This window comes from Pseudogulbenkiania sp. AW2-16, assembly GCF_056824575.1.
Map to the genome: position 1 here is coordinate 1,470,389 of NZ_CP157668.1, position 19,065 is coordinate 1,489,453.

The 19,065-nt window shown below is 68.7% G+C and carries 21 protein-coding genes and 1 pseudogene; 13 read left to right on the forward strand and 9 right to left on the reverse strand.

The window, feature by feature from the left end; all coding sequences use genetic code 11:
* The first annotated feature begins 90 nt into the window (after positions 1 to 90).
* The 3 genes from ABKF58_RS07060 (at position 91) to hisC (ending at position 2,144) form a co-directional block, all read left to right on the forward strand.
* Positions 91 to 537: an FMN-dependent NADH-azoreductase gene (locus ABKF58_RS07060; protein WP_482584340.1), complete on the forward strand. Its 447-nt coding sequence runs from the start codon at positions 91 to 93 to the stop codon at positions 535 to 537.
* Between the two features lie 100 nt (positions 538 to 637).
* On the forward strand, positions 638 to 1,000 hold the full coding sequence (locus ABKF58_RS07065; protein ID WP_482583948.1) for a DnaJ family domain-containing protein: 363 nt from the start codon (positions 638 to 640) through the stop codon (positions 998 to 1,000).
* Positions 1,001 to 1,085: 85 nt separating this feature from the next.
* On the forward strand, positions 1,086 to 2,144 hold the full coding sequence (gene hisC / locus ABKF58_RS07070) for a histidinol-phosphate transaminase (RefSeq protein WP_482583949.1): 1,059 nt from the start codon (positions 1,086 to 1,088) through the stop codon (positions 2,142 to 2,144).
* Between the two features lie 141 nt (positions 2,145 to 2,285).
* Here the strand turns inward: hisC and ABKF58_RS07075 are convergent, their stop codons facing one another.
* Positions 2,286 to 3,200: a DMT family transporter gene (locus tag ABKF58_RS07075; protein ID WP_482583950.1), complete on the reverse strand. Its 915-nt coding sequence runs from the start codon at positions 3,198 to 3,200 to the stop codon at positions 2,286 to 2,288.
* A 147-nt stretch (positions 3,201 to 3,347) separates the two neighbouring features.
* Here ABKF58_RS07075 and ABKF58_RS07080 point away from each other — a divergent pair, with 147 nt between their 5' ends.
* On the forward strand, positions 3,348 to 3,809 hold the full coding sequence (locus ABKF58_RS07080; protein ID WP_041703637.1) for an Lrp/AsnC family transcriptional regulator: 462 nt from the start codon (positions 3,348 to 3,350) through the stop codon (positions 3,807 to 3,809).
* A 125-nt stretch (positions 3,810 to 3,934) separates the two neighbouring features.
* Here ABKF58_RS07080 and hemF read toward each other — a convergent pair whose 3' ends face one another.
* A complete protein-coding gene (gene hemF, locus ABKF58_RS07085) occupies positions 3,935 to 4,843 on the reverse strand; it encodes an oxygen-dependent coproporphyrinogen oxidase (RefSeq protein WP_482583951.1) in 909 nt (302 codons plus the stop codon).
* A 68-nt stretch (positions 4,844 to 4,911) separates the two neighbouring features.
* Here hemF and ABKF58_RS07090 point away from each other — a divergent pair, with 68 nt between their 5' ends.
* A complete protein-coding gene (locus tag ABKF58_RS07090) occupies positions 4,912 to 5,529 on the forward strand; it encodes a glutathione S-transferase N-terminal domain-containing protein (RefSeq protein WP_482583952.1) in 618 nt (205 codons plus the stop codon).
* Between the two features lie 267 nt (positions 5,530 to 5,796).
* Here ABKF58_RS07090 and ABKF58_RS07095 read toward each other — a convergent pair whose 3' ends face one another.
* On the reverse strand, positions 5,797 to 6,804 hold the full coding sequence (locus tag ABKF58_RS07095) for a YeiH family protein (protein ID WP_482583953.1): 1,008 nt from the start codon (positions 6,802 to 6,804) through the stop codon (positions 5,797 to 5,799).
* A 148-nt stretch (positions 6,805 to 6,952) separates the two neighbouring features.
* Between ABKF58_RS07095 and ABKF58_RS07100 the strand changes: the two are divergent.
* The 8 genes and pseudogenes from ABKF58_RS07100 to ABKF58_RS07135 all read left to right on the forward strand — a co-directional run.
* Positions 6,953 to 7,090 (forward strand): annotated as a pseudogene (locus ABKF58_RS07100) (LysR family transcriptional regulator); the annotation flags it as partial.
* Positions 7,091 to 7,328: 238 nt separating this feature from the next.
* Positions 7,329 to 7,826, forward strand: coding sequence for a LysR substrate-binding domain-containing protein (locus ABKF58_RS07105; RefSeq protein WP_482583954.1), 498 nt, complete (start codon positions 7,329 to 7,331; stop codon positions 7,824 to 7,826).
* Positions 7,827 to 8,032: 206 nt separating this feature from the next.
* On the forward strand, positions 8,033 to 10,537 hold the full coding sequence (locus tag ABKF58_RS07110) for an aldehyde dehydrogenase family protein (RefSeq protein ID WP_482583955.1): 2,505 nt from the start codon (positions 8,033 to 8,035) through the stop codon (positions 10,535 to 10,537).
* Positions 10,538 to 10,590: 53 nt separating this feature from the next.
* The gene (locus tag ABKF58_RS07115; RefSeq protein ID WP_014088563.1) at positions 10,591 to 11,379 is read left to right on the forward strand and encodes an ABC transporter ATP-binding protein; all 789 of its coding nucleotides are present in this window, start codon (positions 10,591 to 10,593) and stop codon (positions 11,377 to 11,379) included.
* Between the two features lie 20 nt (positions 11,380 to 11,399).
* The gene (locus tag ABKF58_RS07120) at positions 11,400 to 12,188 is read left to right on the forward strand and encodes a transporter substrate-binding domain-containing protein (protein WP_482583956.1); all 789 of its coding nucleotides are present in this window, start codon (positions 11,400 to 11,402) and stop codon (positions 12,186 to 12,188) included.
* A 55-nt stretch (positions 12,189 to 12,243) separates the two neighbouring features.
* Complete coding sequence (locus tag ABKF58_RS07125) at positions 12,244 to 12,912, forward strand: ABC transporter permease subunit (protein ID WP_294864107.1); 669 nt, start codon at positions 12,244 to 12,246, stop codon at positions 12,910 to 12,912.
* A gap of 11 nt (positions 12,913 to 12,923) precedes the next feature.
* The gene (locus ABKF58_RS07130; RefSeq protein WP_482583957.1) at positions 12,924 to 13,613 is read left to right on the forward strand and encodes an ABC transporter permease; all 690 of its coding nucleotides are present in this window, start codon (positions 12,924 to 12,926) and stop codon (positions 13,611 to 13,613) included.
* A gap of 63 nt (positions 13,614 to 13,676) precedes the next feature.
* The gene (locus tag ABKF58_RS07135) at positions 13,677 to 14,846 is read left to right on the forward strand and encodes a trans-sulfuration enzyme family protein (RefSeq protein WP_482583958.1); all 1,170 of its coding nucleotides are present in this window, start codon (positions 13,677 to 13,679) and stop codon (positions 14,844 to 14,846) included.
* A 50-nt stretch (positions 14,847 to 14,896) separates the two neighbouring features.
* Here the strand turns inward: ABKF58_RS07135 and ABKF58_RS07140 are convergent, their stop codons facing one another.
* The 6 genes from ABKF58_RS07140 to ABKF58_RS07165 all read right to left on the reverse strand — a co-directional run bounded on the left by ABKF58_RS07140 (position 14,897) and on the right by ABKF58_RS07165 (position 19,059).
* Positions 14,897 to 15,352: an Lrp/AsnC family transcriptional regulator gene (locus ABKF58_RS07140; RefSeq protein WP_482583959.1), complete on the reverse strand. Its 456-nt coding sequence runs from the start codon at positions 15,350 to 15,352 to the stop codon at positions 14,897 to 14,899.
* A 67-nt stretch (positions 15,353 to 15,419) separates the two neighbouring features.
* Positions 15,420 to 15,899: an Lrp/AsnC family transcriptional regulator gene (locus ABKF58_RS07145; RefSeq protein ID WP_014088558.1), complete on the reverse strand. Its 480-nt coding sequence runs from the start codon at positions 15,897 to 15,899 to the stop codon at positions 15,420 to 15,422.
* A gap of 22 nt (positions 15,900 to 15,921) precedes the next feature.
* A complete protein-coding gene (locus ABKF58_RS07150) occupies positions 15,922 to 16,593 on the reverse strand; it encodes a hypothetical protein (RefSeq protein WP_482583960.1) in 672 nt (223 codons plus the stop codon).
* A gap of 441 nt (positions 16,594 to 17,034) precedes the next feature.
* On the reverse strand, positions 17,035 to 17,973 hold the full coding sequence (locus ABKF58_RS07155; protein ID WP_482583961.1) for a homoserine kinase: 939 nt from the start codon (positions 17,971 to 17,973) through the stop codon (positions 17,035 to 17,037).
* Positions 17,974 to 17,983: 10 nt separating this feature from the next.
* Positions 17,984 to 18,325 carry a DUF2782 domain-containing protein gene (locus tag ABKF58_RS07160; protein WP_294864102.1) on the reverse strand — a complete coding sequence of 114 codons (342 nt, stop codon included), beginning with the start codon at positions 18,323 to 18,325 and terminating at the stop codon, positions 17,984 to 17,986.
* 5 nt (positions 18,326 to 18,330) lie between these two features.
* Complete coding sequence (locus ABKF58_RS07165) at positions 18,331 to 19,059, reverse strand: LOG family protein (RefSeq protein WP_008952207.1); 729 nt, start codon at positions 19,057 to 19,059, stop codon at positions 18,331 to 18,333.
* Positions 19,060 to 19,065: the final 6 nt, after the last annotated feature.

The following is a 19,065-nucleotide window of genomic DNA, read 5'->3' on the forward strand; positions in this document are numbered from 1 at the left end:
GGTCGACAACGTGCGTCGCCAGCACCCGGCCATCGAAGTCAGCTACCGTGACCGGCTGGTACCTCGATCGCCCACCTGTCCGGCGAGATCATCGGCGCCAACTTCACCCCGGAAGCCGACTGGAACGCCACCCAGCGCACCGAGAAGGCGCTGTCGGAAGAGCTGATCGCCGAGTTCCTGGCCGCCGACGTGATCGTGATTGGCGCACCGATGTACAACTTCTCGATCCCGTCGCAGCTCAAGGCCTGGATCGACCGCGTTGCCGTGGCCGGCCGCACCTTCAAGTACGGCGAGAATGGCCCGGTCGGTCTCGCCGGCGGCAAGAAGGTGCTGATCGCCTCCAGCCGCGGCGGTGTCTACTCCACCGAACAGGGTCGCCTGATGGACTTCCAGGAAGACTACCTGAAGACCGTGCTGGGCTTCCTCGGCATCACCGACATCGAGTTCGTGCGTGCCGAAGCGGTCAACATGGGCGACGACAAGCGCGCTACCGCGATTCATGCGGCGAAGTCGGCGATTGCGGCCATCGCGGTGTAAATCGCGCTAAGCAGCAAACCAAAAGGGGCTTCGGCCCCTTTTCTCATGCTGTCTTCCCGCCCCTGTCCGCGCTAGCATTCAGGGGAGAGGAGGGCGTGGCATGGACATCCTGGCGCTGATCGGGGAACAAAGGTTGGCCGAAGCGGCGGAGAAGGGCGAGCTGAGCCATCTGGCGGGCGAGGGGCAGCCGCTGCCGGAGGACGACATCAGCCCGCTGGTGCCGCCCGAGCAGCGCATGGCCTGGCGCATCCTGAAGAACGCCGGCTACCTGCCGCCGGAGCTGGCGGCGCGGCGCGAGGCGGTGGAACTGGCGCTGACGCTGGACGGCGCCGAGGGCGAGGTGCTCACGCGCGGCCTGAAGCGCCTGGCGCTGCTCAACCAGCGCCTGAGCGACGCCGGCTTGCCGACCGTGAGCGCGGACGGGGCCTACGGCGCCAAGCTCTTGCGCCGGCTAGAGCGCTGACGGGAGGAACGGCGCTGCCGCAGCGGCCCGCCGTTTGTTACGATGGAGGTTTGCTAGCCATCCATCCCGTCATCCCGGACCCGCCATGAGTCAATACTGGAGTGCCACCGTTTCCCGCCTGACGCCGTACACCCCCGGCGAACAGCCGCAGCACCAGCGCCTGATCAAGCTCAACACCAACGAAAACCCCTACCCGCCGTCGCCGCGCGCCATCGAGGCGATGGGGCGCGAGCTGGGCGCGTCGTTGCGCCTCTATCCCAACCCGGACGCCACGCCGCTCAAGGCCGCCATCGCGCGCCGCCACGGCCTGACCCCGGCCCACGTGTTCGTCGGCAACGGTTCGGACGAGGTGCTGGCGCACGCCTTCTGCGCGCTGCTCAAGCACGAGCTGCCGATCCTGTTCCCGGATATCAGCTACAGCTTCTACCCGACCTACTGCAAGCTCTACGACGTCGACTACCGTACCGTGCCGCTAGCCGACGACTTCAGCTTGCGGATCGACGATTACCTCGTGCCATGTGGTGGCATCGTCTTCCCCAACCCCAACGCCCCGACCGGCCGCCTGCTGGCGCTGGACGCGGTCGAGCGTCTGCTGGCCGCGCAGCCGCAGCGCGTGGTGTTGGTGGACGAGGCCTACATCGACTTCGGCGGCGACAGCGCCATCGCGCTGGTGGAGCGCCATCCCAACCTGCTGGTGGTGCAGACCTTGTCCAAGTCGCGCTCGCTGGCCGGGCTGCGCGTCGGCTTCGCGGTGGGCCACCCGGCGCTGATCGACGCGCTGGAGCGGGTCAAGAACAGCTTCAACTCCTACCCGCTCGACCGCATGGCGATCGTCGGCGCCACCGCCGCGATCGAGGACGAGGAACATTTCGACAGCACGCGCCGCGCCGTGATGACGAGCCGCGAGGCGCTGACCGCGGGGCTGGAAGGGCTCGGCTTCGAGGTGCTGCCGTCGGCCGCCAACTTCGTGTTCGGGCGCCACCCCGACCACGACGCCGCCACCCTGGCCGCCGCGCTGCGCAGCGAGGGCATCATCGTGCGCCACTTCAACGTGCCGCGCATCGCGCAGTTCCTGCGCATCACCGTCGGCACAGACGCTGAGTGCCAGGCGCTGCTGGAATCGCTGCGCGCCAAGCTGGGCTGAGGCCGTCGTCCTTCGCTACGCCGTACAGCAGCATGGCCGCCGTCGCGTGAGCGAGGGCGGCCATGTCTTTTCCGGGCGACCTAACTCCAACTTGCGCCGATCGGTTCGACCGGGGCTAGGAAGCCGCGGCAGAGCCGGGACTCAACGCCGCGGCGGCAGCGGCCGGCTGGCGCCGACCACGCCCGCCACGATCAGCGCCATGCCGAGCAGCGAGCCCGCGCCCGGCATTTCGCCGAACAGCGGCAGCGCCAGCAGCGAGGCCAGTACCGGGGTCAGCGCGCCGGCCGCGGCGGCGGTGTCGGCACCGAGGCGCGAGATGGCGACGGCGTAGCACAGCGTCGAGACCAGCCCCACCCCCAGCCCCTGGATCAGCCCCTGCAGCGCCAGCTGGCTCGCCGGCAGCGTCAGCAGCCCGAGCGGGGGATGCAGCAGCAGCCACGGCAGCAGCAGCGCCAGCGAGCCGGTCGAGATCAGCGCCGCGCCTTCCAGCGGCGACAGCCCGGAGCGGCGCAGCGCCAGCGTGTAGTTGGCCCACATCAGGCTGCCCAGCAGGAACAGCGCGTAACCCCGGCCCAGCTCGCCCTGGCCGTGGTTGAGCGTCATCAGCACCAGCACCCCGGCGCCGATCAGCAGCAAGGCCGGCAGGCGCGCCGTCGGCGGGCGCTGGCGGTACAGCAGCGCGCCCAGCACGGCGACCAGCAGCGGCAGGGTGCCGGGAATCAGCGTGCTGCCGTCGGCCACCGGGGCGTGGCGCATGCCGAGGCCGGCGATCAGGAAGTAGGGCAGGCCGGCGCCCACCAGGATCGACGCCAGCAGCGGCCACGGCACCGCCGCGATGCGGCGCCAGCGCCGCACCAGCAGCGGCAGGAAGCCGAGCCCGGCCGGGGCGAAGCGGATCAGCGCCAGCTCCTCGGGGCGCAGCTGGGCGCGCGCGCCGGCACGCAGCGACACGAAGAAGCTGGACCAGATCAGCACGGTCACCGCCAGCGCGGCGAGGCCGGCGACGAGGCCGGGGCGCGGAGCGGCGGCGGGCAGGGCGAGGGTGGCGGCGGACATGGCACGGCTCCGGAAGGGGAATAAGCCGATTATCGGCGCGCCAGCGGAGGGTTATCCGGCAATGTGCGACAAGTTTGGCGTATTTATTGGTGGAAGTCGGCGTAAAAAACGCTATAGTTGGTCGATTCGACCAATGGGGACATGGCCATGGACCGCATCGACCGGCAACTGCTGGAACTGCTGCAACGCGAGGGGCGCCTCAGCACCGCCGAACTGGCCGAGCGCGTGGCGCTGTCGCCGACCCCGGTGGCGCGCCGGCTCAAGCGGCTGGAGGAGGACGGCATCATCAGCGGCTACCGCGCGGTGCTGGACCGCCGCCGCCTCAAGCTCGCCACCACGGTGTTCGTCAGCGTGCGCCTGATGCACCACCGCGAGGATGCCTCGCGCCTGTTCGAGGAGGCGCTGTCGCTGATGGACGAGGTGATCAGCTGCCACGTGGTGTCGGGCGCCTACGATTACCTGCTGGAAGTGGTGGTGCCGGACCTGCCGGGCTACGAGCGCGTGGTGCGCAAGCTGCAGACGCTGAGCATGGTGCAGGACATGACCAGCAACTTCGCCATCCGCCCGGTCAAGACCGGCGCGCCGCTGCCGCTCGACGCGCTGGAGTGAGAGCGAGGCGAAAGGTTGGCCGAAGCATGACCAATGCTGGATTCAGCAGAGAGAATGGGATTGTCGGATGACTGAAGCGCAGCGCCAGCCATCGCCCGATGGATGGTGGTCTGGCGTTGGACGGGTTACAGCCAGTCGCGCGCCGGCAAAAACTTCTCGTACAGCTCCGCTTCGGGCGAGCCCGGTTCGGGCTGGTAGCCGTATTCCCAGCGCACCAGCGGCGGCATCGACATCAGGATCGACTCGGTGCGCCCGCCCGACTGCAGGCCGAACAGCGTGCCGCGGTCCCACACCAGGTTGAACTCGACGTAGCGCCCGCGCCGGTAGAGCTGGAACTGGCGCTCACGCTCGCCCCACGGCGTATCCTTGCGCCGCGCCACGATCGGCAGGTAGGCGTCGAGGTAGCCGTTGCCCACCGCCTGCAGGAAGGCGAAGCTCTGCTCGAAACCCCAGGCGTTGAGGTCGTCGAAGAACAGGCCGCCGACGCCGCGTGCCTCGTGGCGGTGCTTGAGGAAGAAGTACTCGTCGCACCAGCGCTTGTAGTTGGGGTAGACCTCGGCGCCGAACGGTTGGCACAGGTCGTGCGCCACGCGGTGCCAGTGGCGCGCATCCTCCTCGAAGCCGTAGAACGGCGTCAGATCGAAGCCGCCGCCGAACCACCACACCGGCGCCTCGCCTTCCTTCTCGGCGATGAAGAAGCGCACGTTGGCGTGGCTGGTGGGGACGTAGGGGTTCTCGGGATGCACCACCAGCGACACGCCCATCGCCTCCCAGCGCCGTCCCGCCAGTTCCGGACGGTGCGCGGTGGCCGAGGGCGGCAGGGTGTCGCCGGTGACGTGGGAGAAGTTGACGCCGGCCTGCTCGAACACCGCGCCGCCGGTCAGCACGCGGCTCCTGCCGCCGCCGCCCTGCTCGCGCTGCCAGCTGTCCTCGACGAACGACGCGCCGCCGTCGGCCGTTTGCAGCGCGGCGCAGATGCGGTCCTGCAGGTCGGTGAGGAAGGCGTGCACCACCGTAGAGGAAAAGTGACTCATTCGCGGTATCCTAGCGTGATCGTTAGCGCGGCATTGTAACCGACAGCGCCGCCCGGTAAGGAGCATTCATGATCACGTTGTATACCTGGGGCACGCCCAATGGAAGAAAAGTCTCGATCCTGCTGGAAGAGCTGGGTCTGGGCTACCGGGTGGAGCCGATCGACATCGGCCAGGGCGACCAGTTCTCGCCGGCCTTCCTGACGGTCAACCCCAACGGCAAGATCCCGGCCATCGTCGACAGCAACGGCCCGGAAGGCGGTCCGATCACCGTGTTCGAGTCCGGCGCCATCATGATCTACCTGGCGGAGAAGCACGGCCGCTTCCTGCCCGCCTCGGGCTTTGCGCGCTACCAGGCGTTGCAGTGGCTGATGTTCCAGATGGGTGGCTTCGGCCCGATGCTGGGGCAGACCCACCACTTCCTGCGCTACGCCCCGGAAAAGGTGCCGTACGCGATGGAGCGCTACCACAAGGAAACCCAGCGCCTGTACGGCGTGCTGGACGCCCGGCTGGCCGAAACCCCTTACGTCGCCGGCGACTACAGCATCGCCGACATGGCGCTCTACCCCTGGGCGGCGCGCCACGAGTGGCACGACATCGATCTGGCCGCCTATCCCCACGTCGAGCGCTGGTACCACGAGATCGGGGCGCGGCCGGCGGTGCAACGCGGTATGCAGGTGCCGGGCTGAGAGCCACGAACAAAACCCTCTTGGCGTTGTTGCGCGGCCTTGCCGTACTACTTGTACTGTCTGCGGCCGCGCGCCTAGCCAAGACCGCTACGCTGGGTTTTGTTCGCGGCTCTAGGCTTATCCCATTAGGCGGCTGCGCTTTCGTATCTTGGGTGCGAAGGATGGGTGGAGGCCCCCTTCCTTCGCGACGCTTCGCTTGCCTCGCTCAGTCAGTGCCGTAACCCATCGGTGATGGCTTACGCTGCGCTTCACCCATCCTCCCGTTGTTCACTTCAGCAACACACCCACCCCGGCGTTCACCAGCGCGCCGCCGACGATCAGCCAGCCGCACAGGCAGGCCGCCAGCCCGAGCGGGGCGAGGCCGGCACGGCGGATCGCCGACACCTGGGTGTGCAGTCCCAGCGCGCCCATCGCTGCCGCCAGCAGCAGGGTATCGAGCTGCAGCAGCCCGGCGCGCCAGGCCGGCGGCAGCCAGCCCAGCGAGTTGACGCCGGCCAGCACGACGAAACCCAGTGCAAACCACGGAATGGTGAGGCGACGCGCGTTGTCGCCGCTGGCGCCGCGTTCGCGCCGCGCCTGGAACGCCGACAGCAGCAGCAGGAACGGCGCCAGCATCATCACCCGCATCATCTTGGCGATCACCGCCACCTCGGCCGCCTGCTCGCTCACCGCGCGCCCGGCCGCCACCACCTGCGCCACCTCATGCAGCGTCGAGCCGGCGAACAGCCCGAAATGCCGGCTGTCCAGACCGTGCAGCCCGGCCACCTGGGCCAGCGCATAGAGCCCGGGGTAGAGGAACATGCCCAGCGTGCCGAACACCACCACGGTGGCCACCGCCACCGCCACCTTCTCGGCCCCGCCGCGCGCCACCGGCTCGGTGGCCAGCACCGCCGCCGCACCGCAGATGGCGCTGCCGGCGCCGATCAGCATGGCGCTGTCGCGCTCCAGCCCGAACCAGCGCGGCCCGAGCCAGCACGCCAGCAGGAAGGTGCTGGAGAGCATCACGACGTCGATCAGGACGCCGGCCGGGCCGACCGCGGCGATGTCCTGCAGCGTCAGGCGCAGCCCGAACAGCACGATGCCCAGGCGCAGCAGGCGCTGCTTGGCGAGCTGCACGCCGCTGTCGCAGCGCGGCGCCAGCATCGGGTAGACGCTGTTGCCCAGGGCGATGCCGCCGACGATGGCGAGCGTCAGCGCCGACAGGCCGAGCTTTTGCAGTGCCGGGAGGGTCGCCAGGAGTAGCGCCGCTGTCGCCAGCAGCAGGGTCAGTGCCAAGCCGGGCAGCGTCTTTCGGATGTATGGAATAAACATAGTGTCAAATGGAATAAGTGGGAGTGACGCCACGATAGCGCTCGGCAATTCAGTGGTAAAACGGATAAAATTACTGATATCAATTAGTAAAACCGATCAATAAGGCGCGACCATGACGCTCAAACTCACCCTGCGCGAACTGGCGGTGTTCGTCGCCGTGGCGGACTGCGCCACCGTGACGCGTGCCGCCGATACCCTGGCGATGACCCAATCGGCCGCCAGCCAGGCGCTGGCATCGCTGGAGAGCGGGCTGGCGGCGGCGCTGTTCGACCGCGTCGGCCGGCGCCTGCTGCTCAACGAGCACGGCCGGCTGCTGCTGCCGCGGGCGCGCGCCCTGCTCGACCAGGCGCAGGAGCTGCAGGGGCTGTTCAGCGGTGGCGCCATCGACCTGCGCCTGGGCGCCAGCACCACGGTGGCCAATTACCTGCTGCCGGAGCGCATCGCCGCGTTCCGCCTCGGCCCACCCGCAGGCGCGGGTCGAGCTGGAGGTGGCCAATACCCGCGACATCGTCGAGGCGGTGGCGGCGTTCCGCGTCGACGCCGGCTTCATCGAGGGGCCGTGCCACCACCCCGAGCTGGTGGTGACGCCGTGGCTGGACGACGAGCTGGTGCCGTTCTGCGCCGCCGCGCATTCGCTGGCGGGGCGAGAGCTGACGCTGGAGGAGCTGGCGGCGGCGCCGTGGCTGCTGCGCGAGCCCGGCTCCGGCACGCGCGAGGAGGTGGAGCGGCTGCTGTTGGCGCAGCTGGGCCGCGTCAACCTGGTGATGGAGCTGGGCAACTCAGAGGCGCTCAAGCGCGCGGTGGCGGCCGGGCTCGGCGTGAGCTGCCTGTCGCGCCGCGTGATCGACGACCTGCTGCACGCCGGCAGCGTGGTCGAACTCGCCACCACGCTGCCGCGCCTGATGCGCCGCTTCCATCGCATCGTGCACCGCGACAAGACCCTCACCCAGGGCCTCAGCCAGTTCCTCGACATGGCGGGCGACTGAGCCCCCGCTTCGGCCAACCTTCGCACTCCCCGGGCTGTCCCGCACGGGTCATTCCGCCCGGTTGCGGCGCCGACCTGACAGAGTGTTAGGCCGGCTTGTCGCTTTGCCTGGAAAACCCCGTTAAATCAGCCGATTAGCAAGCTGTGCGCGAGCGTTCGGATGCCTAGAATTTCCCTGCGGTTCCACTAACTCGACGGGGAAATACGATGCAATTGAATCTGGCATTAATCGGCTACGGCGGCGTCAACCAGGGACTGGTCGACGTGCTCCGGCAGAAGCAGGCGCGGCTGCAACGGCAGCACGACCTGACGCTCAACATCGTCGCGGTGACCGACCTGCGCGGCGGCCTGGTGTGGAACCGCGGCGGGCTGGATCTCGCTGCGCTGGCCGCGGTGCCGGCCAACGGCTTCTCGTTCCGCGAGCTGGCCGGCAGCGACGGCGGCTACCACCCTGACCTCACCCTGGAGCGCACGCTCGAGCTGCTGGCCGCCGACTTCATCGACGTGGTGGTGGAAGCCACCTTCACCGACCCCGCCAGCGGCGAGCCGGCGCTGACGCACTGCAAGGCCGCGCTGGCGCACGGTAAGCACGTCGTCACCACCAACAAGGGGCCGATCGCATTGGCGCTCGACTCGCTGCAGCGGCTCGCTGCCGCCGGCCAAGCCCGCCTCAAGTACGAAGGCGCGGTGATGAGCGGCACCCCGGTGCTGCGCCAGCTCTCCACCACGCTGCGCGGCTGCGACTTCAACGGTTTCGCCGGCATCCTCAACGGCACCTCCAACTTCGTGCTGGGCCAGGTCGAGCAGGGGCGCTCGATGGCCGAGGCGATCCGCGAGGCGCAACGGCTGGGCTACGCCGAGGCCAACCCGGCGGCCGACATCGAGGGTTACGACGTGCAGCTCAAGGTCACCATCCTCGCCAATGCGCTGTGGGACGCCCGCCTGCAGCCCGGCGACGTGCCGTGCCGGGGCATCACCCAGCTGTCCGAGGACGACATCCGCACCGCGCGCGCCGAGGGCGGCGCCTGGAAACTGATCGGCCAGTGCCACGCGCCAGGCCGACGGCCGCCTCGCCGCCAGCGTCGCGCCGCAGCGCCTGCCCGCCGGCCATCCCTTGCTGGCCGCCACCGGCGCCACCAACGCCATCGCCTTCGACACCGACCTGCTGGGCCAGGTGACGATCAGCGGCCCGGGTGCCGGCCGCGTCGAAACCGCCTTCGCCATCCTGTCCGACCTGATCGAGCTCGCCGACGAGCTCGCCATCCCGCACAAGGAGTGACCATGGACCGCGCAGAACCCCCGATCATGGCCGCCGCGCGTCAGCCGGCGCTGGCGGTGTACGCCAAGTTCGACGGCGCACCGCTGGGCGAAGTGGCGCTCACCCCGGCCGAGGCCGCCGACGCCATCGTGGCGCGCGCCGAAGCCGGGCGCCACGCCGCGCGCGCGCTGCCGCGCCACGAGCGTGCCCGCCTGCTCGGCGCCGTGGCCGACGAGGTCGAACAGCACGCCGAGGAATTCGCCCGCACCATCGCGCTGGAAGCCGGCAAGGTGATGCGCCAGGCGCGCAAGGAAGTGGCGCGCTGCGTCAACACCCTGCGCCTGTCGGCCGAGGAGGCCAAGCGCCTCGCCGGCGAAGTCATCCCGTTCAGCGCCTACCCCGGCTCGGAGAACCGCAGCGGCCATTACACGCTGGAGCCGCTCGGCGTGATTCTCGCCATCACCCCGTTCAACGACCCGCTCAACCTGGTGGCGCACAAGCTCGGCCCGGCGCTGGCCGCCGGCAACGCGGTGATCCTCAAGCCGTCGAAACTGGCGCCGCTGTCGGCGCAACGGCTGGTCGAGGCGTTCTGGCGCGCCGGCTTGCCGCGCCAGGCGCTGCAGATCGTGCACGGCGAGCGCGCGCTGCTGGAGCGCCTGGTGGCCGACCGCCGCATCCGCATGATCTCGTTCACCGGCGGCCCGGAAACCGGCGAGGCCATCACGCGCCAGGCCGGGCTGAAGAAGATGGCGATGGACCTCGGCGGCAACGCCCCGGTCATCGTCACCGCCGACGCCGACCTCGACGACGCCGTGGCGAGCTGCGTCTCCGGCGCGTTCTGGGCCGCCGGGCAGAACTGCATCGGCACCCAGCGCATCCTGGTCGCCGCCGCGATCTACCCGCCGTTCGTGGAGCGTTTCGCGCTCGCCACCGGGCGCCTGCGCGTCGGCAACCCGCTCGACGAGGAGGCCGACATGGGGCCGATGATCAGCGAGGCCGAGGCGCGGCGCATCGAGGGCTGGGTCGAGGAGGCGATCGGGCAGGGCGCGCGCGTGCTCACCGGGCACCGCCGCGACGGCGCGCTGTACGCCCCCACGGTGCTGCTCGACGTGCCGCGCACGGCGCGCGTGTGGCGCGACGAGGTTTTCGCCCCGGTGGTATCGATCGTGCCGTTCTCCGACCTCGACCAGGCGGTGGCGCTCGCCAACGACTCGGAAAGCAGCCTGCACGCCGGGGTGTTCAGCCGCGATCTCGACACCGCGCTGACGTTGGCCGAAGCGCTCGAGGCCGGCGGCGTGATGATCAACGACTCCTCCGACTACCGCTTCGACGGCATGCCGTTCGGCGGCGCCAAGTACGGCAGCCTGGGGCGCGAAGGGGTGCGCTTCGCGGTGCACGAGATGTCGCAGCCCAAGGTGTTCTGCCTGCGCCGCCAGCCGGCGCCCCGTTCCTGAACCCGCGCCGCGCCGCCGGAGGGCGGCGGCGCGGCATCCACAAGGAGTACGCGATGAGCGACGGCAACAGCCGCGAGGTGCTGCGGGTCGAGGACCTGCACAAATCCTTCGGCGGCATCGAAATCCTCAAGGGCATCACGCTGGCGGCCAAGCCGCACGACGTGATCAGCATCCTCGGCAGCAGCGGCTCCGGGAAGAGCACCTTCCTGCGCTGCATCAACTTCCTGGAAACCCCGGACTGCGGCCGCATCAGCGTCAACGGCGAGCAAATCCGCCTGCGCCAGGACGGCAAGCGCGGCGCCTTCGTCGCCGAGGACCCGGCGCAGATCGTCAAGATGCGCCGCAAGCTGGCGATGGTGTTTCAGCAGTTCAACCTGTGGGCGCACATGACGGTGCTGCAGAACGTGATGTTCGCGCCGATGCGCGTGCTGAAGATCGACAAGAAGGACGCCGAGCTCACCGCGCTGGCGATGCTGGAGAAGGTCGGCCTGGCGGAAAAGCGCCACCACTACCCGAGCCAGCTCTCCGGCGGTCAGCAGCAGCGCGTCGCCATCGCCCGCGCGCTGGCCATGGAGCCCGACGTGATGCTGTTCGACGAGCCCACCTCGGCGCTCGACCCGGAGCTGGTGGGCGAGGTGCTGAAGGTGATGCGCGCCCTGGCCGAGGACGGCCGCACCATGCTGGTGGTCACGCACGAGATGGGTTTCGCGCGCGAAGTGGCGAGCCGCGTGGTGTTCCTGCATCAGGGCCGGGTGGAGGAGGACGGCCCGCCGCACGAGGTGTTCACCAGCCAGAAGTCGCCCCGTTTCCAGAAGTTCCTGTCCAGCATGTCCAACAAGTAAAACATCCGGAGAAATAGACCATGAAACGTATCGTTCAAGCCTTGCTCGTCGGCGCCGCCGTCGCCGCTTCCAGCGCCCACGCCGAGGACGTCATCCGCATCGGCACGCTGGCCGATTACGCCCCGTTCGAATACCGCGACCCGAGCGGCCAGCTCAAGGGCATGGAGATCGAACTGGGCCAGCAGATGTGCCAGCACATGCGGGTCAAGTGCCAGTGGGTGACCATGGACTTCGACGCGCTGATCCCGGCGCTCAAGGCGCACAAGATCGACGCCGCGCTGGCGCAGATGTCGGTCAACCCGGAGCGCCTCAAGACCGTCGACTTCAGCCGCATCTTCACCATCGCCCCGGTGCAGTACGTCGCCAAGGGGCTGACCGGCATCAGCGACAACCCGGCCTCGCTGCGCGGCAAGACGGTGGGGGTGCAAAGCGGCTCGATCCACGAGAGCTACCTCAAGACGCGCCTGCCCAGCGCCAGCTCGGGCATCGAGATGAAGGTCTACCAGGGCCTCGACCAGGCCTGGCTCGACCTGCAGGCCGGCCGCATCCAGGCGGTGCTGGCGGACAGCACGGTGGGGCTCGACTGGATCACCAAGGAGGGCCGCAAGGGCGGCTTCGTGCTGGTCGGCAAGCCGGTAGCCGACCCGGAAATCTTCGGCGAGGGCACCGCGGTGGCGGTGCGCAAGGGCGACGCCGGGTTGAAGGCGCGCTTCGACCAGGCCATCGCCACGGTGCTCGGCAACGGCAGCTTCGCCGCGGTCAACAAGCAGTACTTCCCGTTCAGCATCGCCCCCGTGGCGGCCAAGTAAGGCCCGGGCCGGCGCCCGCGCGCCGGCCTTTTCTTCCACCACGAGGAACACAACCATGAACGATCTGGCCGACTACGCCAACCAGCTCCTGGCCGGGGCGCTGGTGACTATCGAGCTGGCGCTGACGTCGCTGCTGTTCGGGCTGCTGCTGGGCCTGGCGGCGGCGTGGGCCAAGCTGGCGCCAAGCCCCTGGCTGCGCCACCCGGTGACCTTGCTCAGCAACGTGCTGCGCGGCATCCCGGAGTTCCTGATCATCCTGATCTTCTACTTCGGCCTCTCCAACTTCCTCGCCGACCATTTCGACGGCGCCATCGAGATCAGCCCGTTCTTCGGCGGCGTGTTCGCGCTGTCGATCATCTTCGCGGCGTACTCGTCCGAGGTGTTCCGCGGCGCCTTTCTCGAGGTCGGCCGCGGCCAGCTCGAGGCCGGCCAGGCGTACGGGCTCAACCGCCTCCAGCTGTTCTGCTTCATCCGCCTGCCGCTGGCGTGGCGCACCGCGCTGCCCAGCCTCAACAACATGTGGCAGTCGCTGCTCAAGGACACCTCGCTGATCTCGGTGGTGGGGCTGGAGGACATGCTGCGCAAGGCGCAGATCGGGGCGCAGTACACCAAGCAGCCGTTCCTGTTCTACGCCGCGGTGGCGCTGGTCTACCTGCTGCTGCTGGCCGCCTCCAACCCGCTGTTCGGGGCGCTGGAAAAATCCGCCAACAAGGGCTTCCGCTGAGGAGAACGACGATGCTTTACGACTACCTGGGATTCGCGTTCGAGCACGGACAGGAACTGCTGGACGGCCTGTGGATCACGCTCAAGCTGCTGGCGCTGTCCTCGCTGGGGGGCTTTTTGCTGGCGCTGCCGCTGGCGGTGGCCAGGGTGTCGCCGAACCGCACCCTGGCGGCGCTGGCGCGCGGCTACTCGGCGCTGTTTCGCGGCACCCCGCTGTTGGTGCAGATCTTCATCCTCTACTACGGCTTCAGCCAGTTCGAGGCGGTGCGCAACTCGCCGGCGTGGTTCGTGCTGGCCGACGCCTTCAACTGCGCGCTGCTGGCGCTGACGCTGAATATCGCCGCCTATATGGCGGAAGACCTGCGCGCCGGTATCATCGGGGTCCCGCACGGCGAGAAGGAGGCGGCGCTGGCCTACGGCATGGGCCGTTGCGGCAGCTACCTCCATATCATCCTGCCGCGCGCCATCGGCATCGCCGCCCCGGCGCTCGGCAACGAGGTGGTGTCGCAGCTCAAGGCCAGCGCCCTGGCCAGCGTGATCACGGTGCTGGAGATGACCGGGGTGGCGCGGCGCTTCTCGGCGCAGAGCTACAGCACCGATCCGCTGATCGTCGCCGGCCTGCTCTACGTCGCGGTCACGCTGCTGCTCTCGCTGCTGGCGAGGTTGGCCGAACGCAGGATCAATTGCCATCAGCCGCGCTGAGCTGATGGCGCTCGCCGCCGTCCGGCAAGGGGCCGGACGCGGCGCATAACGGAGAAAGAGAACATGGCATACAGGCCCGAAACCCTGGTGGTGCACGCCGACTGCGACGTCACCGACGACAAGACCGTGGCACCGTCCATCCACTATTCCGCCACCTTCAAGGCGGCCGACGCCGCCGAGTTCGCAGCCATGTCGGAAATCCCGCAGCACCCGCGCAACTACACCCGCTACGGCAACCCGGTGCACGAGCGCGTGAAGAAGATCATGGCCGAGCTGGAAGGCACCGAAACCGCGCTGGTCACCGCCTCGGGCATGGGTGCGGTGGCGGCCACGCTGCTCACCTTCGTCGAGGCCGGCGACCACGTCATCGGCCAGACCAGCCACTACATGAGCACCACGCGCCTCATGGACGAGATGCTGCGCCGTTTCGGCGTCGAGGTGACTTTCGTCGACCAGGGCGACCCGGAGGCGTTCCGTCGCGCCATCCGTGCCAACACCAAGTTCATCATGCTGGAGACGCCGGCCAACCCGCTGCTGACGCTGACCGATCTCGCCGCGATCACCGCCATCGCGCGCGAGCACGGCGTGCTGACCATCGCCGACAACACCTTCGCCACGCCGCTCAACCAGCGCCCGCACGACCTCGGCGTCGACATCGTGCTGCACAGCGCCACCAAGTACCTGGGCGGCCACCACGACCTCACCGCCGGGGTGATCTGCTGCAGCCACGAACAGGCCGAGCGCATCTGGAAGACGCACATCACGCTGGGCGCGGTGCTGTCGCCGATGGACGCCTGGCTGCTGCTGCGCGGGCTGCGCACACTGCCGATGCGCGTCGAGCGCATCAACGCCAACGCCCAGGCGCTGGCCGAGACGCTGGAAGCCCACCCCAAGATCGAATCGGTGCTCTACCCGGGGCTCGCCAGCCACCCGCAGCACGAGCTGGCATGCCGCCAGATGAAAGGCGGCAGCGGCATCGTGGCGTTCTCGGTACGGGGCGGCTACGCCGAGGCCGAGCGCTTCGTCTCGCTGCTCGAGCTGCCGCTCAACGCCGCCAGCCTGGGCGGGGTCGATTCGCTGGTGATCCACACCGCGGCGATGTGGGCCGGCACCATGACACCCGAGCAGATGGCGGCCTCGGGCATCCCGCTCAACGCCCTCCGCTACGCGGTCGGCGTGGAGCACATTGACGACATCAAGGCCGACGTGCTGCAGGCGCTGGAACGGCTGTAACGGCGGAATGGGAGGGGGCCGGGGCGTGGCGCCCCGGCCGCCGTGCGGGATCAGGGATGCCGGCGGTCGACCACGGACGACAGCACGAAATGCGTCTTGGTGTTTTCCACCCCGGGCAGGCTGGAAATGACCGACCAGATCTCGTTGATGCGCTCGTGCGAGCGCGCCTCCACCGTCAGCAGCAGGTCGATGTCCCCGCTCAGCACCGCGCAGTAGGTCACCTCGGGGATGGCCGCGATGGCGCGCGTGACGTCGCTGCCGCGCATGCGGTCCTTGCGGTAGACCTGTATCACCGCCGGCACCAGGGTCTCGCTGCCGTGCGGGCGCTTCTGGCGGATGGTATAGGCCGCGATCACGCCGTGCGCCTCCAGGCGGTCGATGCGCTGGCGCGTGGCTCGGCGCGACAGCCCCACTTTCAGCGCCAGCGTCGACACCGGGGTGCGCGCATCGCGCGACAGTTCGTTGAGGATCTTGCGGTCGATGGTGTCGAGGTCGTTATCGTGCATGGTCTCTCCCTCCGGGCGGGTGGCGCCGGGTCAAGGGCTGGGCAGGAATGAGGGTGCCGGGCGCGGGCTAGCCTTCCGCGCCCTCGAGCGGCACGAACAGGCTGGTTTTCAGGGTATTCAGCACCACGTTGGTGGTGATGCGCCGGATCATCGGGTTGCCCTTCATCACCTCGGCGGTGAGCCGGTCGTAGCTCTCTACGTCCCGCGTGGTGATGATGGCGATCAGGTCGGCCGAGCCGGTCACGTAGTAAATCTGCTGGATCGCGTCGACGTGGCGCGCCCACTCGCGAAACCGCGCCACCGTGTCGTAGTTGTCGCGCTCGATTTCCAGCGCCGCGATGAAGGTCATGGGGCGGCCGACCACGGCCTGGTCCAGCACCGCGATCTCCGCCGCGATGATCTTTTCGCTGCGCAGCCGTTTCAGACGCTTTTGCACGGCGGAGGTCGACAGCCCCAGTTGCGCGGCGATCGCCTCGGCCTTGAGCGAGCAGTCGCGCTGCACCAGCACCAGAATCTTGCGGTCGAAGGCGTCGAGAGTAGCGGGCATGGCGAAGTCCAATCCAGCGGGGTTACAGGTAGAACGGATGCGCGGGGCTCACCCCGGCGCACGCTCTGACCTGATCGAGTGCCGCCATCAGCGCGTCCCGCGCCTCCGCCGCGGAGCCCGCGAAGCGCACCGGGGGTAGCGCCAGAGTATCGATTTCGTGCGGCAGGCGATAGGGCCGCTCGTTGCCGAACTCGCCCTTGGCGATCAGCGCCGTGCCCCGCATGCCGAGCAGGCTCAGGCACAGATAGCCCGGCGCGCCCGACCGCAGCGCCTGCCACAGCGGGGCGTACACCGTGTCGAGTTGCCGCAGCAGCGGGATTTCGTACGAGCCCGGCCACCAGACGTGGGGCTCGCTCGACCACAGCCCGCAGGGCAGGGCCGCCACGATTTCCACGGCACCGTCACTCCCCACGCCGGCGTAGGCGCCGACCCGGCCGGCGCGGTCGCGCGCCGAGCAAACCAGTGGGGCGGCGGCCTCGTCGCGCCAGTCCTGCAGCGGCACGTTGAGCGGCCGCAGCGCCGCCAGCCAGGGCCGCGCCGCCGCGAGTTGTTTATGGCTCGGTGCCGGCGCCTCGGCGACCAGCAGGCAGGCCCATTTCGGGCCGGCCGCCATCGGGGCCAGCGTGGCCCCACCGGCCAGCGCGGCCAGGCGTTGCTCGACGCGCCGGGAAAGGACAAACGGCAGTTCGGACATAGCTCCTCCTTCGTCATGCAGCCACGGCTCGGCTTGCGTTCCACCGCGTCTCGGTGCCACGGGGCGGAACGCCGCGACGCCGCTATTGCGCTCCATTTTGCCGTGGCGATACGTCTGCCAGACATCGAATAAGCGACTGAAATAGACGAAATGCCGCGCAATATCGGCAAATCAGTCCGCCATGCCGCGCAAAAGCGCACGGCAGGCTACTGCGCGCGGCAGCACGCCAAGCGACGGGCTCAGGCTGGTGGCGACAGGAGCGTCCCGCCTCGCGCTGCGGCCGCTGCAATGGCTGATCGTCCGGGGTATAGCGCAGTGTCGGTGCGGTGACGGCGGGGAATCGGGGGGCGAGGAGGAGGGTTGGGCGAAACGAGGCGGAAGCCGCCAGGGGGCTGGCGGCGGCGCCCGGGCTCGGGATCGCCGAGACCGGGTGCGGGGCGCTTACAGCCAGAAGTCGCTGCGCATGCGGTGCGCTTCGACCAGGCGCTGGAACACCTTGGGGTCCTTGGTGTAGGTCAGTTCGCCTTCCTGGGGCTGGTACAGGTCCAGCAGGCGCGAGGTCCAGAAACGCAGCGCGGCGGCGCGCAGCATCACCGGCCAGCCGCGCTTTTCCTCGGCCTCGAACGGGCGGATCGACTGGTAGCCGGCCAAGAGCGTGCGCGCCAGCTCGCCGTCGATCTCGCCGTCGGGACGGCGTGCCCAGTCGTTGACGGCGATTGCCACGTCGTACAGCAGCACGTCGTTGCAGGCGTAGTAGAAGTCGATGAAGCCGGCGATGGCGTCGCCGTTCATCAGCACGTTGTCCTTGAACAGATCGGCGTGGACCACCCCGGTGGGCAGGTGGTCGAAGCGGTGGCTGTCCTGGAAGTGCACCTCGGCGCGCAGGCTGGCGGCGTCGGCCTCGTCCATGTAGGGGTAGACCGTGGCGGCGGTCTGGCTCCACCAGCGCGGGCCGCGCGGGTTGTGCATCTTGCGCGGGAAGGTGGCGCCGGCCAGGTGCAGTTGCGCCAGCATCTCGCCCACGGCGCGGCACTGTGCCGCGTTCGGCGCCTCCACGTCGCTGCCGGGCAGGCAGGTCACCAGGCAGGCCGGCTTGCCGGCCAGCAGCGAGGCGAAGTTGTCGGTGTGGTCGGCGATCGGCGCCGGGCAGGCCACGCCGTGGCGCGCCAGGTGGCTCATCAGTTCGAGGTAGTAGGGCAGCTCGTCGAGCTTCAGCACCTCGAAGATGGTCAGCACATAGCGGCCGTGCGTGGTGGTGACGAAGTAGTTGGTGTTGGTGATGCCGGCGGCGATGCCCTTGAGCTCGACCAGCTCGCCCAGCGCGTAGCGCTCGAGCCATTGTGCCAGGGTGTCGTTGTCGACGGTGGTGTAAACCGACATGCCGCCCCCGTCAGAATCGGAACAGGACCCAGCGCGGGATCACCAGGCGCTGGTTCGAGTCGATCTGTCTCATGCTGCCGTTGCCTTCCTCGTCCATCAGGTAGTACGGCACGCCATGGGCGGGGGTGACCTTGATCATGTAGAGCTGACCGTTGATGCGGTATTCCTCGATCTTGTCGCTGCCCTTCTGGATGATGCGGACTTCGGGCTCCACGGCGGCGTTGGCGTCCGTCGCCACGTTGGGCGGCGGCGGGACCACCGCCTTGGCGGGGGGCGTGTCCGCCAGGGCCGGGACGGCCACGAGCAGGAGGAGGGGGAGCAGGCGGCGCATGGCGGCGTTCCTTGAGTTCATGAAGATTACAGATTGAGCAATTGTTCGCGTTCTTCCGGCAGTGCCTCGAAGCCACGCGTCTCGTAGTGCTTGAAGATGGCCTCGACGATCTGCTGCGGATCGTCGATCAGCTTCAGGAGGTCGAGGTCGTTGGGGTTGATCAGCTGGTCGCCGACCAGTCGCTCCTTCACCCAGTCCAGCAGGCCTTTCCAGAACTCGGTGCCGCACAGGATGATCGGAATCTTGCGGCTCTTGCCGGTCTGGATCAGCGTCAGCGCCTCGAACATTTCGTCCAGCGTGCCGAAGCCGCCCGGCATTACCACGTAGGCGATGGCGTGCTTGACGAACATCACCTTGCGCGGGAAGAAGTGGTTGAACTTGATCGACAGGTCCTGGTATTCGTTCGGCTTCTGCTCGTGCGGCAGCACGATGTTGAGCGCCACCGACGGGCTGCGGCCGTAGAAGGCGCCCTTGCTGGCGGCTTCCATGATGCCCGGGCCGCCGCCGGAAATGACCGAAAAGCCCGAATCCGACAAACGACGGGCGATTTCCTCGGCCAGCTTATAATAGGTGTGGTCTCGCGGGGTGCGGGCGCTGCCGAAGATGCTGACGGCGGGCTGGATCCCCTGCAATTCTTCCGCCGATTCGACGAATTCGGCCAGAATCTTCATCACGTGCCACGCTTCGCGCGAACGGAAACGCTGCATCGCGGCGTGACGGTCGCTCGTCTGCGGCAATTTATCGGACAAGCTCATAACTAT

What these genes read in the sequence shown, in the direction of transcription:
- hemF (WP_482583951.1), bottom strand. Translation starts at nt 4,843, where the DNA reads ATGAGTCACTTTTCCTCTACGGTGGTGCACGCCTTCCTCACCGACCTG.
- ABKF58_RS07120 (WP_482583956.1), top strand. Translation starts at nt 11,400, where the DNA reads ATGAAACGTATCGTTCAAGCCTTGCTCGTCGGCGCCGCCGTCGCCGCT.
- ABKF58_RS07130 (WP_482583957.1), top strand. Translation starts at nt 12,924, where the DNA reads ATGCTTTACGACTACCTGGGATTCGCGTTCGAGCACGGACAGGAACTG.
- ABKF58_RS07065 (WP_482583948.1), top strand. Translation starts at nt 638, where the DNA reads ATGGACATCCTGGCGCTGATCGGGGAACAAAGGTTGGCCGAAGCGGCG.
- hisC (WP_482583949.1), top strand. Translation starts at nt 1,086, where the DNA reads ATGAGTCAATACTGGAGTGCCACCGTTTCCCGCCTGACGCCGTACACC.
- ABKF58_RS07155 (WP_482583961.1), bottom strand. Translation starts at nt 17,973, where the DNA reads ATGTCGGTTTACACCACCGTCGACAACGACACCCTGGCACAATGGCTC.
- ABKF58_RS07090 (WP_482583952.1), top strand. Translation starts at nt 4,912, where the DNA reads ATGATCACGTTGTATACCTGGGGCACGCCCAATGGAAGAAAAGTCTCG.
- ABKF58_RS07125 (WP_294864107.1), top strand. Translation starts at nt 12,244, where the DNA reads ATGAACGATCTGGCCGACTACGCCAACCAGCTCCTGGCCGGGGCGCTG.
- ABKF58_RS07145 (WP_014088558.1), bottom strand. Translation starts at nt 15,899, where the DNA reads ATGCCCGCTACTCTCGACGCCTTCGACCGCAAGATTCTGGTGCTGGTG.
- ABKF58_RS07115 (WP_014088563.1), top strand. Translation starts at nt 10,591, where the DNA reads ATGAGCGACGGCAACAGCCGCGAGGTGCTGCGGGTCGAGGACCTGCAC.
- ABKF58_RS07075 (WP_482583950.1), bottom strand. Translation starts at nt 3,200, where the DNA reads ATGTCCGCCGCCACCCTCGCCCTGCCCGCCGCCGCTCCGCGCCCCGGC.
- ABKF58_RS07080 (WP_041703637.1), top strand. Translation starts at nt 3,348, where the DNA reads ATGGACCGCATCGACCGGCAACTGCTGGAACTGCTGCAACGCGAGGGG.
- ABKF58_RS07140 (WP_482583959.1), bottom strand. Translation starts at nt 15,352, where the DNA reads ATGCACGATAACGACCTCGACACCATCGACCGCAAGATCCTCAACGAA.
- ABKF58_RS07160 (WP_294864102.1), bottom strand. Translation starts at nt 18,325, where the DNA reads ATGAACTCAAGGAACGCCGCCATGCGCCGCCTGCTCCCCCTCCTCCTG.
- ABKF58_RS07135 (WP_482583958.1), top strand. Translation starts at nt 13,677, where the DNA reads ATGGCATACAGGCCCGAAACCCTGGTGGTGCACGCCGACTGCGACGTC.
- ABKF58_RS07165 (WP_008952207.1), bottom strand. Translation starts at nt 19,059, where the DNA reads ATGAGCTTGTCCGATAAATTGCCGCAGACGAGCGACCGTCACGCCGCG.
- ABKF58_RS07150 (WP_482583960.1), bottom strand. Translation starts at nt 16,593, where the DNA reads ATGTCCGAACTGCCGTTTGTCCTTTCCCGGCGCGTCGAGCAACGCCTG.
- ABKF58_RS07110 (WP_482583955.1), top strand. Translation starts at nt 8,033, where the DNA reads ATGCAATTGAATCTGGCATTAATCGGCTACGGCGGCGTCAACCAGGGA.